General features: G+C 47.9%; 15 protein-coding genes and 1 pseudogene. 6 read left to right on the forward strand and 10 right to left on the reverse strand.

Annotated features, from left to right (window positions below):
• The first annotated feature begins 84 nt into the window (after nt 1-84).
• Nucleotides 85-1,632: a CoA-transferase gene (locus B5E53_RS00650; protein WP_087311748.1), complete on the forward strand. Its 1,548-nt coding sequence runs from the start codon at nt 85-87 to the stop codon at nt 1,630-1,632.
• A gap of 297 nt (nt 1,633-1,929) precedes the next feature.
• On the forward strand, nt 1,930-2,463 hold the full coding sequence (locus tag B5E53_RS00655) for a methylated-DNA--[protein]-cysteine S-methyltransferase (protein ID WP_087311749.1): 534 nt from the start codon (nt 1,930-1,932) through the stop codon (nt 2,461-2,463).
• A gap of 26 nt (nt 2,464-2,489) precedes the next feature.
• Here the strand turns inward: B5E53_RS00655 and B5E53_RS00660 are convergent, their stop codons facing one another.
• A complete protein-coding gene (locus B5E53_RS00660) occupies nt 2,490-3,566 on the reverse strand; it encodes an electron transfer flavoprotein subunit alpha/FixB family protein (protein WP_087311751.1) in 1,077 nt (358 codons plus the stop codon).
• Between the two features lie 98 nt (nt 3,567-3,664).
• On the reverse strand, nt 3,665-4,432 hold the full coding sequence (locus B5E53_RS00665) for a hypothetical protein (RefSeq protein ID WP_087311753.1): 768 nt from the start codon (nt 4,430-4,432) through the stop codon (nt 3,665-3,667).
• Between the two features lie 282 nt (nt 4,433-4,714).
• Between B5E53_RS00665 and B5E53_RS00670 the strand changes: the two genes are divergently transcribed.
• A complete protein-coding gene (locus B5E53_RS00670) occupies nt 4,715-5,218 on the forward strand; it encodes a hypothetical protein (protein WP_087311755.1) in 504 nt (167 codons plus the stop codon).
• Nucleotides 5,219-5,501: 283 nt separating this feature from the next.
• Here the strand turns inward: B5E53_RS00670 and B5E53_RS00675 are convergent, their stop codons facing one another.
• The 7 genes from B5E53_RS00675 to B5E53_RS00710 all read right to left on the reverse strand — a co-directional run bounded on the left by B5E53_RS00675 (nt 5,502) and on the right by B5E53_RS00710 (nt 14,603).
• Nucleotides 5,502-8,981, reverse strand: coding sequence for a pyruvate carboxylase (locus B5E53_RS00675; RefSeq protein WP_087311757.1), 3,480 nt, complete (start codon nt 8,979-8,981; stop codon nt 5,502-5,504).
• 747 nt (nt 8,982-9,728) lie between these two features.
• Nucleotides 9,729-10,067, reverse strand: a complete 339-nt coding sequence (locus tag B5E53_RS00685) for a hypothetical protein (RefSeq protein ID WP_087311759.1) — start codon at nt 10,065-10,067, stop codon at nt 9,729-9,731.
• Between the two features lie 69 nt (nt 10,068-10,136).
• The gene (locus B5E53_RS00690; RefSeq protein WP_087311761.1) at nt 10,137-11,411 is read right to left on the reverse strand and encodes a hypothetical protein; all 1,275 of its coding nucleotides are present in this window, start codon (nt 11,409-11,411) and stop codon (nt 10,137-10,139) included.
• A 152-nt stretch (nt 11,412-11,563) separates the two neighbouring features.
• Nucleotides 11,564-11,896 (reverse strand): hypothetical protein, encoded by a 333-nt coding sequence (locus tag B5E53_RS00695; protein ID WP_087311763.1) that lies wholly within the window; start codon nt 11,894-11,896, stop codon nt 11,564-11,566.
• A 267-nt stretch (nt 11,897-12,163) separates the two neighbouring features.
• On the reverse strand, nt 12,164-12,988 hold the full coding sequence (locus B5E53_RS00700) for a DUF4367 domain-containing protein (RefSeq protein ID WP_087311765.1): 825 nt from the start codon (nt 12,986-12,988) through the stop codon (nt 12,164-12,166).
• Complete coding sequence (locus B5E53_RS00705) at nt 12,989-13,534, reverse strand: RNA polymerase sigma factor (protein ID WP_087311767.1); 546 nt, start codon at nt 13,532-13,534, stop codon at nt 12,989-12,991. It lies immediately after the preceding gene.
• 268 nt (nt 13,535-13,802) lie between these two features.
• Complete coding sequence (locus B5E53_RS00710; protein ID WP_242963461.1) at nt 13,803-14,603, reverse strand: Abi family protein; 801 nt, start codon at nt 14,601-14,603, stop codon at nt 13,803-13,805.
• Between B5E53_RS00710 and B5E53_RS00715 the strand changes: the two are divergent.
• A pseudogene (locus B5E53_RS00715) lies at nt 14,513-16,686 on the forward strand (heavy metal translocating P-type ATPase); the annotation flags it as partial. The gene B5E53_RS00710 and the pseudogene B5E53_RS00715 overlap by 91 nt on opposite strands.
• A 160-nt stretch (nt 16,687-16,846) precedes the next feature.
• On the opposite strand, the gene B5E53_RS00720 reads toward B5E53_RS00715, so the two are convergent.
• Nucleotides 16,847-18,031: an AI-2E family transporter gene (locus tag B5E53_RS00720; protein ID WP_087311768.1), complete on the reverse strand. Its 1,185-nt coding sequence runs from the start codon at nt 18,029-18,031 to the stop codon at nt 16,847-16,849.
• Nucleotides 18,032-18,185: 154 nt separating this feature from the next.
• Here B5E53_RS00720 and trpS point away from each other — a divergent pair, with 154 nt between their 5' ends.
• Nucleotides 18,186-19,271, forward strand: a complete 1,086-nt coding sequence (gene trpS, locus B5E53_RS00725) for a tryptophan--tRNA ligase (RefSeq protein WP_087311770.1) — start codon at nt 18,186-18,188, stop codon at nt 19,269-19,271.
• A 260-nt stretch (nt 19,272-19,531) separates the two neighbouring features.
• Nucleotides 19,532-19,816, forward strand: coding sequence for a DUF2325 domain-containing protein (locus B5E53_RS00730; protein WP_087311772.1), 285 nt, complete (start codon nt 19,532-19,534; stop codon nt 19,814-19,816).
• Nucleotides 19,817-19,819 lie beyond the last annotated feature (3 nt).

The raw sequence follows: 19,819 nt of genomic DNA on the forward strand, positions 1-19,819 counted from the left end.
ATGTGAAAAGAACAGAATTGCTGCCGGACAGGAAGCCCGGATGGGCAGCCGGAAAATGAATGGAAATGTGCGGGAGGAGATAGGATGAGAAAAGTAAAGATAATAAGTGCAAAAGAAGCAGCCATGATGGTGGAAGACGGCATGACCGTCTCCACCAACGGATTTGTGGCCTGTGATCTGCCGGAAGAACTGACTTCGGCTTTGGAGCAGAGATTTCTGGAAACCGGGTCGCCAAAGAATCTGACGTATCTTTATGCGGCAGGGCAGGGAAATCAGGATGGCAGCGGTGCGGACCATTTCGCCCATGAGGGAATGATTTCAACAGTCATTGCAGGGCACTATAATATGGCTCCCAAACTGGGAAAGATGATTATTGCCAATCAGGTGAAAGCATACAATCTGCCGCAGGGCACATTGTCTCAGCTTTACAGAGATATTGCGGCAAAAAAATTAGGTACACTCACCCATGTGGGATTGTATACTTTTGCAGATCCTCGGGTAGAGGGTGGAAAATTAAATGAGGTCACCACAGAAGACATTGTGGAAGTGGTCAATGTCTGTGGGGAAGAACGTCTGTTATATAAGGCGATGCCTGTTGATATGGTGTTTATCCGCGGAACCTATGCGGATGTTCACGGTAATATCACCATGGAGCGGGAGTGCTGTGTGGCGGAAGCCACAGCCATTGCCCAGGCGGCTAAAAACAGCGGCGGAAAAGTAATCGTGCAGGTAGAAAAAGTGGTGGATGATGTGGATCCAAAGCTGGTGAAAGTTCCTGGCATTTATGTGGACGCCGTGGTTATCACAAAAAATAAGGAAAATCATACGCAGTGTGTGGGAACAGAGTATGATGGTTCCATGGCGGGAGAGTACCGGGTGCCAAAAGACAGCCTTGCTTATCCGCAGTTATCTCCAAAAAAAATCATCGGCCGGCGTGCGGCCATGGAATTAAAGGAAGATACGGTGGTCAATCTTGGCATAGGAATTCCGGAATATATTTCCATGGTTGCCTGTGAAGAAGGCATTGATGATAAATTTACCCTGACTGTGGAAGCGGGTCCGGTGGGCGGTATTCCGCAGAGCGGCCCGAAATTCGGCGGTTCTGTCAACGCGTCAGCGATACTGGATCAGCCGGTACAGTTTGATTTCTATGATGGCGGCGGCATTGACGACGCATTTCTTGGCCTGGCGGAAGCCGATGAGGAAGGAAATATCAATGTGAGCAAATTCGGCCCTCGTATCGCAGGCTGTGGCGGTTTTGTCAATATCACACAGAACGCCAAACGGGTGTATTTCTGTGGAACTTTCACGGCCGGCGGTTTGAAATGTTCCACCGGCGATGGAAAACTGGTCATTGACCAGGAAGGCCGGGCGGATAAGTTTGTAAAAAATGTGGAGCAGATCACTTTCAGTGGAAAATACGCCAAAAAAGTGGGTCAGCCGGTGATGTATATCACAGAACGGGCGGTGTTTGAACTGCGGGAAGACGGTGTCTATCTGACAGAAGTGGCGCCGGGAATCGACATACAGACACAGATTCTTGACCATATGGGCTTTGTGCCGAAGATGGACGGGGAACCGAAACTGATGGATGCCCGCATTTTCACGGACGAGCCGATGGGGCTGGAATAGGAGACGCCTGCAAGCGTTCTTAATATAAAAATCTCTGTTTTCTTAACAGAAGAGAATATCTTTTCGGAAGGGTCGGGTGTGACCAGTGCGGGAGATGCGCTCTCAGAAGAAAACAGGGATTTTTTCTGTATGTGGACAAAAGTGATACAGAGAAACAATTCTTCTGTCAATTTATTTCTCATAATGATACAATAATGGAAAATGATAAAAGAATAAAAAATAATACATTCATAGGAACGTGTGGGAAAACGGGCAAAACCGGATATTTTGCCTGCCAATGTATGAGGAGGGAAATCTATGCAGAATATCAGCCATTATTTGTCTCCGCTGGGAAAAATTCTGCTGGCGGCTGACGAAGAGGGAATCACTGGCCTCTGGTTTGAAAATCAAAAATATTACGCGTACCGGCTGGATCAAGAACACAGGGAACAGGAGACGCCGATTCTCATTCAGGCAAAGCAGTGGCTCTCTGTTTATTTTTCCGGCAGGGAGCCGGACTTTATGCCTCCGCTGCACCCTGTGGGGACAGATTTTCAGATGACGGTGTGGAATATTTTAAGGGAAATTCCGTATGGGAAAACCATGACTTATGGAGAGATTGCCAGAAAGGTGGCGGAAAGACGGGGACTTTCACATATGTCCGCCCAGGCGGTGGGCGGTGCGGTCAGTCACAATCCAATCTCAGTTCTGATACCCTGCCACCGGGTGGTGGGAAGTAATGGAAATCTGACCGGTTATGCCGGAGGAATCGAAAAGAAAAAAAGACTGTTGTCTCTGGAAAATGTATCGCTGGAACATTTCTTTGTACCGGGGGAAGGGACGGCGCTGTAAAAAGGCGGCCGTCCCTTCCCCCGGTTTTACAGTTTTTCTAAAAGACAGCGGATGATGTTTTCTGCATCTCCTACGATTCCATAATCACTGTACTGAAAAACAGGGGCGTCGGCGCGGTTATTGACGGCGATGAGGCGGTCGGCCTTTACACCGGTCATATGCTGCACGGCACCTGAAATTCCAAAGGCGAGATAGAGTTTGGGATGAACCGTAATACCGGACTGTCCGATCTGGTGGGATTTTTCCTGCCAGCCTGCGTCCGCGCAGGGACGGCTGCAGCCGGAAACGCCGTGGAGCTTTTCGCATAACTTCTGCAGAAGAGCCGCCCCTTCTTTGCCGGGAAGTCCCCGACCCTGAGCGAGAATGATTTTGGCTTCTGAGATGGGAACAGAAAAAGAACGCTTGTGGCGATGCACCAGAGTGACAGAGTCTCTTCCGGAGCTGTCGTTTCCACAGCGAGGTTCCATTGGGACGGACAGTTCCCGGAAAAGAGGTTCCGGCAGAGAAAATGGTCCGGAAATTGCCGACGGAGAAACGTTGTCGGTGCCGGTCAGACAGGCATTGGGAGAAAAGCTGTCGGTCAGACAGGTATCAGGAGAAGAACTGCCGGCCAGGCAAGTATCGGGCGAAGAATGGACAGATAAAACACCCTGCCGGACAGATACGAGGATGGGCCGTGGTTTCTCCCTGTTTTTGATGCTGGCAGAAGTATAATCTGCCAGATGCCTGCCGTCCGGAGAAGATTTTGTGATAAGGAATCTGTCTGTGTCGGAATCATAGCGGAGTGCAGAGGCGTCCATAATGATTTCTGCGTCCAGGGAAGCAGACAAGGAAGAGCCAAGAATCCGTCCAAAGGTAGTGGAACCAAGAAGAATCAGAGGGGGCTGTTCTTCTTCAAGAATGGGGAGAAGAATTTTTGCTGCAGAAAAAGGGGCAGCGTCGCTGCAAATCAGCACGGAAACAGATTGACCGGACCGGGCCGCGAGAATCTGTCCGGCTTTTATCAGTTCTTTTGTGACAGGGTGGAGCTGTTCGCTCTGTTTTTCTCCGATAATGACGATTCCCTGGCGAGAATCCCGTTCGGTCTGATTATTTTTCTTCATGATAATATCGACTCCTTTTATATGGGGAATGGTTGTTGTGTCTGGATGACAGAGTATTTTTTCTGGTTCTTATCCGGGAATGAATGGCTCCCCTTTTGTCAGAGGCAGCAGCCCATGGAGCGCAGAAGAGCCAGCAGCTGTTCCGCTTTTTCCTGGTCATTGGAGCCGGACAGAAAAATGGTGTCTGTATTGGATTCTGGCTCCGGGGAATATTCCTGAAGCAGCGTCAGAGTGCCGGTGGCTTTCGTCTGCCCGGATAGATACCGGGTGTTGCATCGTCCGCCGTAGGCTTTTCTGATATCGGCCATGCGCGGATAGCGGGGCGGCACGTTATCGTTATGAGCAACAACAACAGCCGGAAGGGAGACATTTACCGTATAAGAGAAATGATCATCGATACAGACTGCTTCCAGCTTCTGGTCAGAAATCCGGGAGATATCCCGGGTATAGGGCAGCAGCGGGAGATCCAGATAATGGCTGACGAGGGAGGCCATGTGGATGCTGTCCCCGTCTACGGCCTGTCTGCCCAATAAGATCAGATCAAAAGCTCCGATCTGCCGGACAGCAGAGGCCAGAGCCTGCGCAGTGGGAATCAGATTCACGCTGCCTTCACAGGCGGCATCCCGACCGGGTATATTTTTGGGCAGCATGAAGACCTGGTCGGGGGCGTAGGACCAGATTTCTGATAAAATATCTTCGCGGTCCATGGAACCGTGGGCGAGGACCGTCACCTGTCCGGAAATCTCATCGCGGAGATGAAGGGCCTCGATCAGTACCTGTTTATCACTTTCGCACAAATGTGTGCGTTCTTCCTGGCCGGTCAGAAAGTCCGGAAGGAATTCTTTTAAAATAACGAGAATAGTCATAGTTTTTCACCTCTTTTTTCAATAATAGCACAACAATAATTTGTATGCAAACTATTTATGCGATAAAATAAAATGGGATCACTTCGATCATATTGAAAGAAGAGAGCAGCAATCCAAAAATAGTTTGACAGAGAAAACAAAAACAGAAAAAAACAGGAAGAAAAATGCATTTGGCCGTCAAAAACCTTGTAAAGAAAGATTCGCCGGATAAAAACATGGCAGGAAAAGGTATCAGAAAAAAAGGATTTGTGCTATGATAGGGAACGGTGAAAGGAGAGAAATATGGACTATGAATTTAAGCCGGGAGAGCTGACAGATCTCCCGCAGGTATACGATATTATAGATGAAAGAATCCACTGGATGGATCAGGTGGGTATAAAGCAGTGGAACGTGACGGATTACTGGGACTGTTACCCGGAATCCTACTATAAAAAAGCGGTCAGCAACGGCAATCTTTATGTTTTAAAACGAAAAGACACAGGACTGGTGGCGAGCGTGGCTGTTCTTTATGAAGAGGATGCCCGCTGGCAGGCAAAGCAGGGGCCGGCAGCCTACTATGTCCATCATCTGGCCACAAGACTCGGAGAAAAGGGCGCCGGAAAAGTGATGGTTGACTGCTGTGAGAAGCTGGCGGCTGCCAGAGGAAAAGAGTATCTGCGGCTGGACTGCGCCATCGATAATCCGAAGATCAACGCCTACTATGACGGGCTGCGCTACGACTATGCGGGAACCTGCGTGGACGGGAAATATGAGGGAAATCTTCGTGAGAAGAGAGTGGAGCAGTAAGAAGTGGTGTAACTTAAAATACCATGTCCCGGGCAGACCAACAACTTTCAGCTGGGGATTGTCACCCGCTGCTGAAAGCTGCGCCTCTGGCGGATCGCAGAGGCGCACAGAGGAAAACTCTTTCGGAGCGCGCACTTTGCGGCAGATACGCCGGAGGCGCGCTTGAATTATAGTGGTCTGCCCGGGGCATTTGTCATGTGCGTCTGCGGTTGGCGCGGGAATTCTGCCTGGCAGAACTCTTTATTTAGGGGGCAAGTCCCGGATCCATCCGGCAGCGGGAAGATTATTCCCGCTCTTCTCCGGCATCCAGCGGAAGGAAGCTGATGAGCAGATCTTCGGAATTGACCTGTTCGCCGATGGAGACGTAGATCTTGTCGACGATGGCGTCCATGGTCGCCACCACGGTGGTCTCCATTTTCATGGCCTCGACGGTCATGAGAGGGGTATTCTCGGAGACGCGGTCGCCTTCTTTCACGAGAATCTTGTCCACGGTGCCCGGGATGGAAGAACCAAGGTGAAGAGGATTGTTTTTGTCAGCCTTCAGTTTACGGTCGGCTTTGACTTCTTCGTTGTGGTCCACGATCTTGACTTCACGCATGGAGCCGTTGACTTCGAAGGTCAGGGTGCGGACGCCCTGCTCGTCCGGATCGGACATGTCGATGAATTTGAGCAGGAGTTCTTTTCCCTCACCGATTTTCAGGGTGGTTTCTTCGCCTTTGGCAAGGCCGTAGAAATATACATGACTTTCCAGGCGGGAAACGTCGTTGTACGCCTCAAAGTGTTCGCAGTAGTCCTCATATACTTTCGGATAGAGGGCATAGCTGATGGCCTTCTGTTCCATTTCATAGTCTGTGAAAGCGGACATATCAAACTTTTCTTTCAGGTGTTCTTTGATGGCTTCAAAATCCACCGGTGGAAGAAGAGTACCAGGGCGGACGGTGATCGGCTCCTGTCCTTTTAAGACAATGGACTGGAGTTCTTTTGGAAAACCGCCGTCCGGCTGCCCCATCATGCCTTTAAAATAATCCACAACGGAATCCGGATAGGAGAGATTCTTTCCCTTTTCCAGAATATTGTCTTTGTTGAGACCATTTTTCAGCATGAAGATGGCAAAGTCGCCGACCGCTTTGGAAGACGGTGTCACTTTGACAATGTTGCCAAGGAGGTCATTGGCTTCTTTGTAAAGCTGCTTGATTTCCTCGAAGCTGTCGGCGGCGCCCATCTCCGTAACCTGCGCCAGCAGGTTGGAATACTGGCCGCCCGGAATTTCGTATTTGTATATTTCTGTGTTCGGTGCGTCCATCTCGCTCTCAAAAGTTTTGTAGAGCTTGCGAATGCGGCCGTAATAACGGCTTAATTCGTTCAATTCATCAAAGTCAAGGCCGGTATCCCTTTCCCGTCCCCGGAGGGCTTCCACCACAGCGTTCATAGAAGGCTGGCTGGTTAAGGAACTCATGGATTCAATGGCAAGGTCGGCAATATCCACGCCCGCCTCAGCAGCCATCAGTACGGTGCTGACGCCATTTCCGGTGGAATCATGGGTGTGGATGTTGACCGGAATGTGCAGTTCGGATTTCAATGTGGAAAAGAGTTCCTTTGCCGCGTATGGTTTCAAAAGTCCGGCCATGTCCTTGATGGTAAAGATATGACAGCCCAGCGCCTCCAGCTCTTTTGCCTTATCCACATAATAATCCAAAGTATATTTGGTCTCGGAAGGACTGGACATATCACCGGTGTAACAGATGGCGCCCTCGACGATTTTGCCGGTTTTCAGCGCCTCTTCGATCGGCATTTTCATATTTTCCACCCAGTTTAAGCTGTCGAAAATACGGAAAACATCAATGCCTTTTTCCGCGGAAATGCGGATAAATTCCCTGACCACATTGTCCGGGTAGTTGCTGTAGCCCACCGCGTTGGACGCCCGGAGGAGCATCTGGATCAGCGTGTTTGGCATCCGCTCGCGCAGAAGCTCCAGCCTTCTCCATGGAGATTCTTTTAGGAAGCGATAAGCGGTGTCGTAGGTGGCCCCGCCCCAGGCTTCCACGGAAAATGCATTGGCAAGAAATGCGTTGGCGGCTCTGGAAGCGCCGGCCAGGTCTTTGGTCCGCATCCTGGTGGCCATCAGCGACTGCTGAGCGTCCCGCATGGTTGTATCAGTGATATATAATTTTTTCTCTTTTAAAATCTTCTGGGTAAAGTCTCTGGCACCCAGTTTTAAAAATTCATCCCTGGCGCCGTACACTGGTTTCGATGCGTCGTATTTCGGCAGGATCCGATTCTCAAAAAACGGCTTTTCCTGCCGGGAAACGTTGACCATCTTGTTGCCCAGGAACTCAAGAATCTTTGTGGCCCGGTCCTGGCTGACTCTGAGATCAAACAGTTCCGGCGTATCCTCGATGAAGTTGGTGTAACATTTTCCTTCCTGAAAAACTTCGTGATTGAGCACGTTGATCAGGAAAGGAATATTGGTCTTTACGCCGCGGATACGGATTTCTTTCAGGGCGCGGATGGATTTTCGGATGGCTCCTTTGAACGTTCGGTCATGGGAGATGACCTTAACCAGCAGACTGTCATAATACGGAAGAATCGTCGCGCCTGTGTAGGAGGTGCCGCCGTCCAGACGGACGCCGTAGCCGGAGCCGGAACGGTAAACGGTTATCTTGCCGGTGTCAGGAAGGAAGTTGTTGGCCGGGTCCTCGGTGGTCACACGGGTCTGGATAGAATAACCGCTGCAGGTGACAGATTCCTGGGAATCAATACCGATATCCGGGGAATTCAGCGGAAATCCCTCTGCGATCATGATCTGCGCCTGCACGATATCGACGCCGGTCACCATTTCCGTCACGGTATGTTCCACCTGGATTCTCGGATTCATTTCAATGAAATATGGATGATTATCCTTATCCACCAGGAACTCCAGTGTGCCGGCGTTGCGGTAGCCCACTTTTCCGGCAAGACGCACTGCGCTGTCAAAAATGATCCGTCTGGTGCTTTCCGGCACGGTGAAGGCCGGTGCGAATTCCACCACCTTCTGGTGACGGCGCTGTACGGAACAGTCACGGTCAAAAAGATGCACCACATTTCCATAATTGTCGGCGAGAATCTGTACTTCGATATGCTTCGGCTGTTCCAGATACTTCTCCAGGAAGATCTTGTCGTCACCGAAGGCTTTCTTGGATTCCTCCCGGGCTTCCCTGTATTCTTTGATCAACTGCTCTTCATCACGGACAATGCGCATACCGCGGCCGCCGCCTCCGTTGGAAGCTTTGAGCATGACCGGATAACCGATTTTGTGGGCCGCTTCCACCACAGCTTTCTCGCTCTTTAAAGCGTAATCCACGCCCGGGATGATCGGAACGTCGCACTCGATGGCCATCTGCTTGGAAGAGATCTTATCGCCCATACGTTCCATCAGCTCTTTGGACGGGCCGATAAACGTAATGCCGTTTTCTTCACAGGCTTCCACAAACTCCGGATTTTCCGACAGGAATCCGTATCCCGGATGGATGGCATCCACATTTTTTGCCTTGGCGATCTTGATGATCTGCTTGATATCAAGATATGCGTCGATGGGCCCCTTTTCCGGGTCCAGCTCATAGGACTCGTCGGCCTTGGTGCGGAAGAGAGCATATTTATCTTCTTTGGAAAAGATGGCAACGGTGGTGATGCCCAGCTCATTCAACGCGCGGAAAATGCGGATGGCGATCTCACCGCGGTTGGCAACCATGACTTTTCTGAATTTTCGTATTGAATACTGCGCCATAACTGTTTCTCCTTTTCTAATGATTTCTGTTGTTTTTTGCTATTTTTCTATTATGATATCTTTTGATTTCTGTCCTTTTATTATGTGACGTTTTCTGTGCATTTACCGTCCGTTCCGATCATTGAAGAAAATCCTTCGTAAAAATGAGAAGTCACTCACAAGAGACTTCATAAATGCAGGAAAATGCTCTGAATCATTCATATTGTAAAGAAAAACCTGCGTAAAACCTGCTAAAAGAAAGTAAATTTCGTATTGTCGTGTTGGGACCAGTATATATGGCGCACAGAGAAAAAGCAAGTGTAAAACAAAAATATGCAGTATAATTATAAAAGAATATCATTTGAAACATAAAATGAGATAAAATGAAACTAATAATCAGCGAATAAGATAAAAATGAAGCGTTGAATATAAAATAATTCAAAAAATTACTCCTGTATCCGGAAATATACAGGAAAGTGAAGAAATAAAGAATATATAATTCTTAAAGAAATAGCAGGAAATGAAAGAGGGGATGCCGGTGAGAAAAGAAAACTTTGGCACGCCGTCTTTGTTGGTGTATATCTGATTTTCGGTTTCTTTACCAAAAGCGCCATTATCGATTCATGCAGATGCCATGACAGAAGAAGAAGTCCATCAAAAATTGGAAAGAGGTTACAATGATATAGCTGCAGGAAGAGTACAAAATGCAGAGGAAGCGTTTGCAAAATTTAGAGAGAATCATTGATATGAAACAATATATGGTTGAGATTACAAATGAAGCATTGGCTGATATGGATCAATTATATAATCCAAAGTATCCTCCGGAGGATCACATTCAAAGTTGGTCACTTTGTACGTTTTCCCGTTATAAACAATCTGATTATGGACAGTGACTTCTGAATAATCGGTGCCAGATGGAATGTCTTCTGTTGTTACCATGTCAATGGAAGCCTCTGCCGTTCCATAATCCTCCAGATAATACTTCGCACCGTCGATCATTACCTCTTTCTGTGCATTTACCTTCAAAGAAAATGACAGGCACAGGCCAAGAAGCACCGCTGCAAAAAATGTGCGGCTGAAAAATGTTGTGATTCCTTTTTTGTTCATTGTAATGCCTCCCCTCGTGTACAAAGCGGGCACACCTGGCGTTCGGCCAGATGTACCCGCAACAACTGGCTACTTGGCATAGATAACCGTAACATCCGGGTCACATTCCAGAGCGGATGGCTTTTTGATCTTCGTTTTGGATAAATCCAGCTTACGGATATTTGTCTCTGGGCAGACCAGCTTTTTCAGTTTTTTGTTATTTTTAAGATTCAGTTTACTGATTCCCGTATTGTCACAGCGAAGGCTCTGCAGATTTGTATTCTTCTTTACATCTAACTTGGTCAGAGGCGTATTTTCACAGCGCAGATTCCGCAGGTCTGTGTTCGTCTTCACATTGATTTTTTTCACTTTAGTGTTGTCAAAGCGGAGACTTCTTAATTTTTTACATCCTTTTACATTGATCGATGCGATATTTTTATTGTTATGGCAATCTACCTTCACCAGATTTTTATTATGGCTGAAATCCAGCGCCGTGAGCGCTGTCTGGTAACATCCCATGGTCTCCAGCCTTGCATTGTGGCTGAGATCAAGGGAAGTCACCTTCGTTCCACGACCAAGATGCAAATCTTTCAATTGGGTATTGCTGGTGAGATCTAAATGAGTGAGTGAAGCAGCTGTCACGTTCAGACTCTCCAGCTTCCCATCTCCTTTTAATTTTAATTTTGTTAAATGGTCACTCCATACCGAAACAGTTTTCAAGTTGGAACACTTTTTTAAATTGAGAGTTTCTAATTTTTCTTTGAAATCATCGCCTATATATACTTCTGTTAAATGCTTAAAACCAGAGAGATTCAATTTCGTTATAAAAAGCGATGACAGTTCAATGCTGCGCAGATTGGTACAGCCGTCCAGATTCAGGGTATCGACACAGCCGTCGCGCCTCCCTTCGATCCTTACCTCCCTCAGATTGGTGCAGCCCTGAAGGTTGACCGTCCTCAGATGGTCTGTGTCGCTGCGAATATATACACTCTTTAATTTTTTAAAACCGCTTAAATCGACCACAGGCGCCGTACTTTCCTCATAGACGATGTAATCGTTACTTTCTTCATCCACGATATTTGCCTTATAAACAAACTTTTCTACGTCAGTGAAATACTCGATTCCTTTAAAGGATTCGACATTAAAGGCTGGGTTAAACCAAAGTTTTTTGACCTTTGAAGCCTCTTTTTCAGACAGATATCCGTCCTTATTAGTATCCGCTTCCTCTGCACAATCCTTTACCACCCAGGCAAAGTTCTCGTCATTGATCGCCACCTTCGACGCCGCCCGTGCGGACATGCCTGCTCCCAGCAGAAACGTGCAGGCCAGCGTGGTAAAAATAAAGTTTTTTATATGTTTCCTCATAAAAATCCCTCCTTGTTCTTATCTCCCGAAATTTTTATTATGATAATTTCAATATTTAATAATAATATTTATCTAACATTTTATGTCTCTAAATTCAATAACGTTGGCTGTTACCCGTGTTTTACATTTGGACCAGTCAGTAAAATCACCTTTTACTTATCTTTATTACTTGGCTGTGTACTGGTTGCGCCCTTTGCTGCTTCATATAAAAAATGTAGATTTGCCACATAATTATAGACACCATGAAGCGGGCGACATTCGTATCCGTCAACTGTTTTTGTTGAACCATAGTATGCATCTGTTTTACTTGCAGCTAAAGCAGCAACCCTCATTTCGGCTGAACTGCCAAGAACTGATACTGTATTCTTATGGTTGCCGCTGCCCCAGCTTCCTGAAACAATCCCATCTGTATCATAGGTAATCCCTGCTGGCGCCTGCGGTTCGATTTTGGCATTGGCTTCCTGTGTCTGGAATCCATCGGCCATGGAGAGAGCGTCCCCGATTTTGACAGTTTTTTTGTTATAAATCGTGTTATACTTAAAATATCCTCATAATTCCGGCTGCCGTTTCCGGCAGAAGAGTGGTGTCTTTTGGTTTTATGGGGATTTTTTATTTAGCCCAATGGAATCACCGCCTTCCCATTATAGGTATTCGTGTATGGACAACCTGTCTTTTCAGGCTGTTTTAGCTGGAGTTTTACCGGTTACCGTCTCGCTTCCTACGGTGACGGTGTATAAAATGATCAGGATGATCTAATATTCGTATTCTAAAATGCCGGAAATATCTATATAATCTAAAATCATTTCTTCTGGCTGATCGGACATAAACTCGAATAAATATCCGTTCTTTTCATAAAAGATAGTATTATTTCTGCCGTCTGATATAGAATAAGCTTCTAATCCATTATTTAGTTCAATAATTTGCTTATATCCTTTTTTCGCATCGTAAGATATTGTTGTTTGCCATGTTTGAGCATCACTTTGTACATAGTGGATGAATCCGCCGGAACTATTTTCGTAGTCAACTTGATATATTTTAAATTCCGTATCTTCCTCCTCATACACCACTTCATACCCCTCCGGCACCTCCTTCCATTTATACGCATGGAATTCTCCCGTGGCGGTGGATTTCGTCTGTCCGTCGGCGGTCTGGCCGGCGTCAGTCTCCGGCGCTGCCTCCACGGTGACATTGTCGGAGAAAAACTGGAGGCGCAGCTGGCGGAGGCCGTTTCGTACCGTCTCGCTGGCAAGGGCTGCGGCGGAGACAAAGATCATGAGGAGGGAGGCGACGGCGAGGTAGCGGCGGCGCAGGTGGAGAGAGCTGGCTCGCGGTTTTCGGGCGTGCAGCTGCCGCAGGAAAGAGTTGGACTGTCCGCCGCTCCGGGAGCTGCGTCCGGTGTCCGTATGTCCGGTGAAAAGAGCAGTTTCCTTTAAGAGCGGACGCATCTTTTTGTGGAAGTCCGGACGGAAGGTATGCGGATGAAGCCGGGCGTCTTCCACAGCATCCTGATAATTTTTTTCGGCGGCCATGCGGACGGCCTGCCGCAGGATTTCATCTGTCAATAATTCTTTACTCATTTATACGTATCCCCTTTCGGTCAGTTTCTTCCTGAGCTGTTCTCTGGCCCGCCGGGCGATCTGGCGCACATTTTCAGGTTTCAGATGCAAGGCGTCGCCGATCTCTCTGCTGTTCATGTTATGAAAATACTGCAGAAAGATAACGTCCTGATACGGGTAGTCCATCTCCAGGATGAGATCCCGGAGAAGCGCCCCCAGTTCCTGCTTCATGTAGTCGTTCTCGATATCTGCGTCGGAGGCAGTCCGCGCATGGTCTGTCTCCATATTGGAAGGCAGTTCCGGACTTTTTTCATTGCGTGCGTCAAAGCAGAGATGGCGCAGGATGGTCAGCAGGTAATTCCAGGTCTTTACAGGATTCCTGTGTGTGACCCGGTCTATGTGATCGATAAGAGTCAGAAAGGTTTCCTGTACCATATCCTCTGCGGCGGCGCTGTCCTTTAAGATGGCGAGGGCGGCGCGGTACAGAGGCTGCGAATACATTTCGTAGAGTGATACGAAGAAATCTCTTTCTTCCGCTGTATCCAGTAATTGTATGTAATTTATCATTAGAGCTCCTTTATGATTCAAGTCGTGTGTAAGTGTAAAACAGCGCTGTTGACGGATAGAATCCTCTAAATAATTCCCTTTATATATATAAACCGAAAAAAGGGGCGAAGTGTGACAAATTTTTTTAATAAATTTTATTTTTTATAATGAGAGAGACTTTCAGAAGTGCATTTGCCGGGTGAAATGGCGGAAGGGGATCTTTATGAGATATTTTTCCAGTTTTCTGGAAATCCCATGTGTTCCAATAATTCATTTTCTGTAATATGTATCAGTTTTTTGTTACATTTGTAATTTCTATAGTCAGCTTTTGTTTAAATGCAGAAAAGTCTTCTGTGGACAGAAGATAGCGAAAGGCAATCACAACGGCAAAAAGATCATTTTTGCCATACACATATTGAATTCCCCGTTTTGGAATTGACATCTTCTGGTGTAATGGAAGATCGGATATGTTGTCAATTGTACGGTAGGTAAAAAGGCGTTCGCCATGAGCGCATACGTTTCTGAATTTTGTCAGGACGGATAGAAATTGCTCCATCTGGCGCTGATTGACATAGTCAAAGTTTTTACAAATTTTAGAACGTAGGGTTTGAGGAAAAACCTTATACATTTTTGGCAGATTTCCAAAAGTAAGTACATTGCTTAACACCCACAAAGGGATATTGTTGTAGTTTGAACGGTAATAATTTATATATACATAGTCTGTTGTATTTACTGCTCGTTGCAAAGTAGAAATTAAACGGGAAATGATTCTATGATTTCGTTGGCTGTTATTATAATTATGTGCATTTAGGTATGCATCTTGTGTTTCACCGTATTTTTCTGAAAAGTAATAAGACATTAAAGAACGCATATGACGTTCGATTTGTAAAAGATATTTAAAAAACAGTTCTCGTAAATTAGAATCAAATTCATAAAGAGCTACAATTTCGTTAAATGTAGTACCTTCTTTATATTTTTTGGTTAATGGAACACGAAATAGTGAACAGGAAGTATTATACCAAAGGGTTTCAGACACTATTTCATCTGGCGCCGAACATGGACAGCCTGATCGCCATTGGTTCCTCCGCATCGCTCATATACGGGGTATCTTTGCCATTTACCGGATGAGTTACGGACTGGGACAGGGCGATATGGAGCTGGTACATCGGTATTATCATGACCTGTATTTTGAGTCGGCGGCCATGATTCTCGCCCTCATTACCGTGGGTAAATATCTGGAGACCCGCTCCAAGGGAAAGACCAGCGAGGCCATCACTAAGCTTCTTGATCTGGCGCCGAAGACCGCCTTTGTGGAGAGAGACGGAAAAGAGGTGGAGGTCCCGGTGGAGGAAGTGCGTACCGGCGACATCCTGGCGGTGCGTCCGGGCGCAAGCATCCCGGTGGACGGCTTCATCATTGAGGGAAGTACCAGTATTGACGAGGCGGCCATCACCGGAGAAAGTATTCCGGTGCACAAGCAGGTGAACGATACGGTCATCGCCGCCACCATGAATAAAACGGGATTTATTCGGTTTAAGGCGACCAGAGTGGGAGAGGATACGACATTTTCTCAGATTATCCGGCTGGTGGAGGAAGCCAGCTCAAGTAAGGCGCCGATCGCGAAGATTGCCGACAAGATTTCCGGTATCTTTGTGCCGGCGGTCATCGCCATTGCCATCCTGACGGCGGCGGCATGGATGATTTCCGGAGCGACGTTTGAATTTGCGCTGTCCTGCGCCATCAGCGTGCTGGTGATCTCCTGTCCGTGTGCGCTGGGACTGGCGACGCCGGTGGCGATCATGATGGGAACCGGAAAAGGCGCGGAAAATGGTATTCTGTTAAAGTCCGGCGAGGCGCTGGAGACCGCCCACAATATTCAGTGCGTGGTCATGGATAAGACCGGCACCATCACCCAGGGCAAGCCGGTGGTGACGAACGTGGAGACCAACATGGCTCTTGATAAGTTTCTGGCCGTGGCGGCGGGACTTGAGATGGGAAGCGAGCATCCGCTGGCGGAGGCCATCATGGAGTTTACCGGAAAACAGCAGGCGCAGCCGGCGAAGGTGGAGGATTTCCGTTCCATACCTGGCAAAGGTGTGGAAGGCCGGATTGGCGGGCGTATGTATTATGCCGGTAATCAGCGGCTCATGGAGGAAAAACAGATCCCTCTCGGATATTATGAGAAACGTCTTGATAAGCTGGCGGATGAGGGCAAGACGCCGATGCTTTTTGCCGAAGAGAAGGAGATTCTTGGCATTATCTCCGTGGCCGACGTGGTGAAGCCGACCAGCCATGCGGCGGTAAAAGAATTAAAAGCCATGGGTATTGAGGTTGTCATGCTCACCGGAGACAACCGGAGAACTGCCGAGGCCATTCGCCGGCAGCTGGATATCGACAAGGTGATCGCGGAAGTTCTGCCGCAGGATAAAGAAAGAGAGATCGCCGCTCTCCAGCAGGAGGGAAAGACGGTTGCCATGATCGGCGACGGTATCAACGACGCACCGGCTCTCGCGCGGGCGGATGTGGGTCTTGCTATCGGGGCAGGAACTGACGTGGCCATCGAGAGTGCGGACGTGGTGCTCATGAAGAACGATCTGCTTGATGTGGTGACGGCCATCCGGCTCAGCAAGGCGGTCATCCGCAATATTAAGCAGAACCTGTTCTGGGCGTTTTTCTATAATACACTGGGTATTCCGGTGGCGGTCGGCGTGTTCTACACAGCTTTCGGTTTGAAGCTGAACCCGATGATCGGGGCGGCGGCCATGAGCTTAAGCAGCGTATTTGTGGTGACCAACGCCCTGCGGCTCCGCAGATTTAAAGCGTCCGCCGCGGCAGAGACCGCGCAGGACGTGACAGTTCTCCCGGAAGCGGAGATCACAGTGAGAGAAGACGGCCAAGCGGACATCGACCGGGCGCAAGATACCCGTCCGGCAGATGATAATCATCAAAAAGACGGCACCCTGACGCAGGAAAATCAGAGTGCATCTAATAAAAATCATAAGGAGGATAACATAATGTTGACAATGAAAATCGAAGGAATGGCATGCGGACACTGTAAAGCAGCGGTTGAGAAGGCGTTAAACGCCATCGACGGCGTAAAGGCAGACATGGATAAAGAAGTTCTGAGAAAGGCAGTGGAAGACGCCGGCTACGAAGTAGTGGGAATCGAATAAAGGCTGTGGCTGCGGCTCATATCCAAAAGAAATGAGAACCCCGAAAAAGGGACGCGGCTGGGTCACGTGGAAGCAGTGAATGACATATCAAAATGAACAAAAAGATGCCATGCATGAAACTATCAACATGCATGGCATCTTTTGTTGGTATCGATTCGTTTTATTTGGCTTCTGCATCTGCCTTTGTTTCTTTTGACGCGGCCGAAGCTGCCGCAGCGGTCTGCTGCAATGCCTGTTTTTTGTTAGTGTACTCTTTTACAAGCTGGTAAAGAACAGCCACCAGAGGGATGAAGAATACCATGCCGAGAACACCGAAGAGATTGCCGCCGATCAGGACAGCCACCAGTGTCCACAGGGGAGCAAGTCCCACAGAACCGCCCACCACGTGAGGGTAGATGAACTGGTTCTCAATGAACTGTACCACCTGGTAAACAATGATGCTCAAAAGCGCCTGCAGCGGATTGACCATCAGAACCAGAAGCGCGCCGATGAAGCAGGCGCAGAAGGCGCCGATGTAAGGGATGAATGAAAGTACTCCCGTCAGTACGGCAATCAGGATGGCATATGGAATCCTGAAAATGGAAAAAGAAATAAAAATCAAAACTCCGAGAATGATTGCTTCAATACACTGTCCTGACAGAAAACGGGAATAGGTTTTGCTGATCAGGCTGGCTACGTAATAGATTTTGTCGGCAATGGGTGTGCTCAGGTGGACATAGAGAAGCTTCTTGCACTGTCTTCCCAGAGTCTTTTTGCTCAGTAATATGTAAAGAGCGATTACCAGAGCAAAGAAACAATTGATGATCACGCTGATGGTGGAGGAAGCGATTCCCAGGGCAGAATTTAAGAAGTTCCCCGCGCCGGCCAGCACACTCTGCACGATGTGTTCAATGTTGATCTGGCTTAAGCTGAAAGAGGAAAGCTGCTGGGTGATCCAGGTGGTATCGATGCCGTATTCCGATAAAAAGGCCAGCCACTGCGGACTCCTTGCCTGTATGGTCAGATACACGCTCCGGACAGAGGTGATCAGCTGAGGGATCACCATGGTGGAAACCAGCATCACGATAAGCACGATACAGGCCAGCGTGGACAACAGACTGAGCATGACCAGGGGACCGTTTTTGGGCTTTACATTGAATTTTTTAAAAAGCCGGGTATAAAGCTTCTCGAATCCTCTCACCGGAACGTTGAGCACAAAGGCAACGACCATGCCTCCGATGATGGGAAGAAGAAGTCCGCCGACATTTTGAAAAAAGCCGATGACGCTTCCAAGATTGTTGAGACAGGCATAGAGAGCCACGCCGAAAGCGATCAAAAGCATACAATTTTTCATTCTTTTACTCATAACGCACATCCTTTTATTTATGTATTTGTTGAATAAGCCTACTGTACCATTTTGCCATACCAAAGTCAAATCAGAAAAATTCCTTTTGACACTCCTACCAGAGTATACTACAATAGGACAAGAGAAAATTTACAGAAAAGGATGTTTCAATACAATGGAAAAGATTATTTTGACAGGAGACCGGCCGACGGGAAGACTGCATGTCGGCCATTATGTGGGCTCGCTGAGACGAAGAGTAGAGTTACAGGAGTCCGGAGAGTACGATAAGATTTTTATTATGATCGCGGACGCTCAGGCGCTCACGGATAATGCGGATCACCCGGAGAAGGTGCGCCAGAATATCATGGAAGTGGCTCTTGACTACTTATCCTGCGGTCTGGACCCGGCGAAGTCCACGCTCTTTATCCAGTCTATGGTGCCGGAGCTTACCGAGCTTACCTTTTATTATGCCAATCTGGTGACAGTTTCCCGCCTTCAGAGGAATCCGACGGTGAAGTCCGAGATCAAGATGCGTAACTTTGAGGCCAGCATTCCGGTGGGATTCTTCACTTATCCGATCAGCCAGGCGGCGGATATCACGGCCTTTAAGGCAACCACCGTGCCGGTGGGCGAGGATCAGATGCCGATGCTGGAGCAGTGCAAAGAGATCGTGCACAAGTTTAATTCGGTTTACGGGGAGACACTGGTGGATCCGAAGATCCTTCTGCCGGATAATAAAGCGTGTCTGCGTCTGCCGGGTATCGACGGCAAGGCGAAGATGAGCAAATCCCTTGGCAACTGCATCTACTTATCCGATACCGAGCAGGAAGTAAAGAAAAAGGTAATGTCCATGTTTACGGATCCGAACCACTTAAGGATCGAAGATCCGGGACAGGTGGAAGGCAATCCGGTATTTATCTATCTGGACGCCTTCAGCAAACAGGAACATTTCGATGAATTCCTGCCGGAGTACGCGAACCTGCAGGAATTAAAGGACCACTACACCAGAGGCGGCCTTGGCGACGTGAAGGTGAAGAAGTTCTTAAATAAGGTGCTTCAGGCGGAACTGGAACCGATCCGCAAGAGAAGAAAAGAGTGGGAGAAGGATATCCCGGCTGTTTATGAGATCCTCAAAGAGGGCAGCATCAAGGCGGAGGCTGTGGCAGCGGAGACCTTAAAAGAGGTGAAGGCAGCCATGCGGATCAATTACTTCGATAACGACGACATGATCCGGGAACAGGAAGCGAAATATCAGAAATAATCAAAGGAAACGGCCGGTTTACCTGTCGTTTCTGTAAGAATCAGACGGGCGAGAGCATCATTACAGTGCTTTTCGCCCGTCTTTTGTCATGGGGAAAATGGTTCGGTTGCATCGCATGATACATTTATGGAGAAAGATTCTCAACAGCAATATTGACGAATGCAGGATGGTTAGATATACTAAATGTAAGTTAGTTACAACTAATTAATACATAGTGATTTTGTGTTTGGTTTGTTATTATAGAGAACGGAGGTATATCCATGAGTGTAGTGATCGTAGGAGGACATGACCGGATGGTGTCCCAGTACAAAAAAATCTGTAAGGCACATCAGTGTAAGGCCAAGGTATTTACACAGATGAGAGGCAATTTAAGTACCCAGATCGGGCGTCCGGATCTGCTGATCTTATTTACCAATACCGTATCCCATAAAATGGTGCGCTGCGCGGTGGCGGAAGCGGAAAAATGCAACGCGGATATTGTCCGCTGTCATACCAGCAGCGGCAGCGCTCTTCATGAGATTCTGGATAATGCCTGTCAGGCATGACCG

The organism is Eubacterium sp. An11 (genome assembly GCF_002161065.1).
GTDB classification, from domain to species: Bacteria; Bacillota; Clostridia; order Lachnospirales; family Lachnospiraceae; genus Anaerobutyricum; species Anaerobutyricum faecale.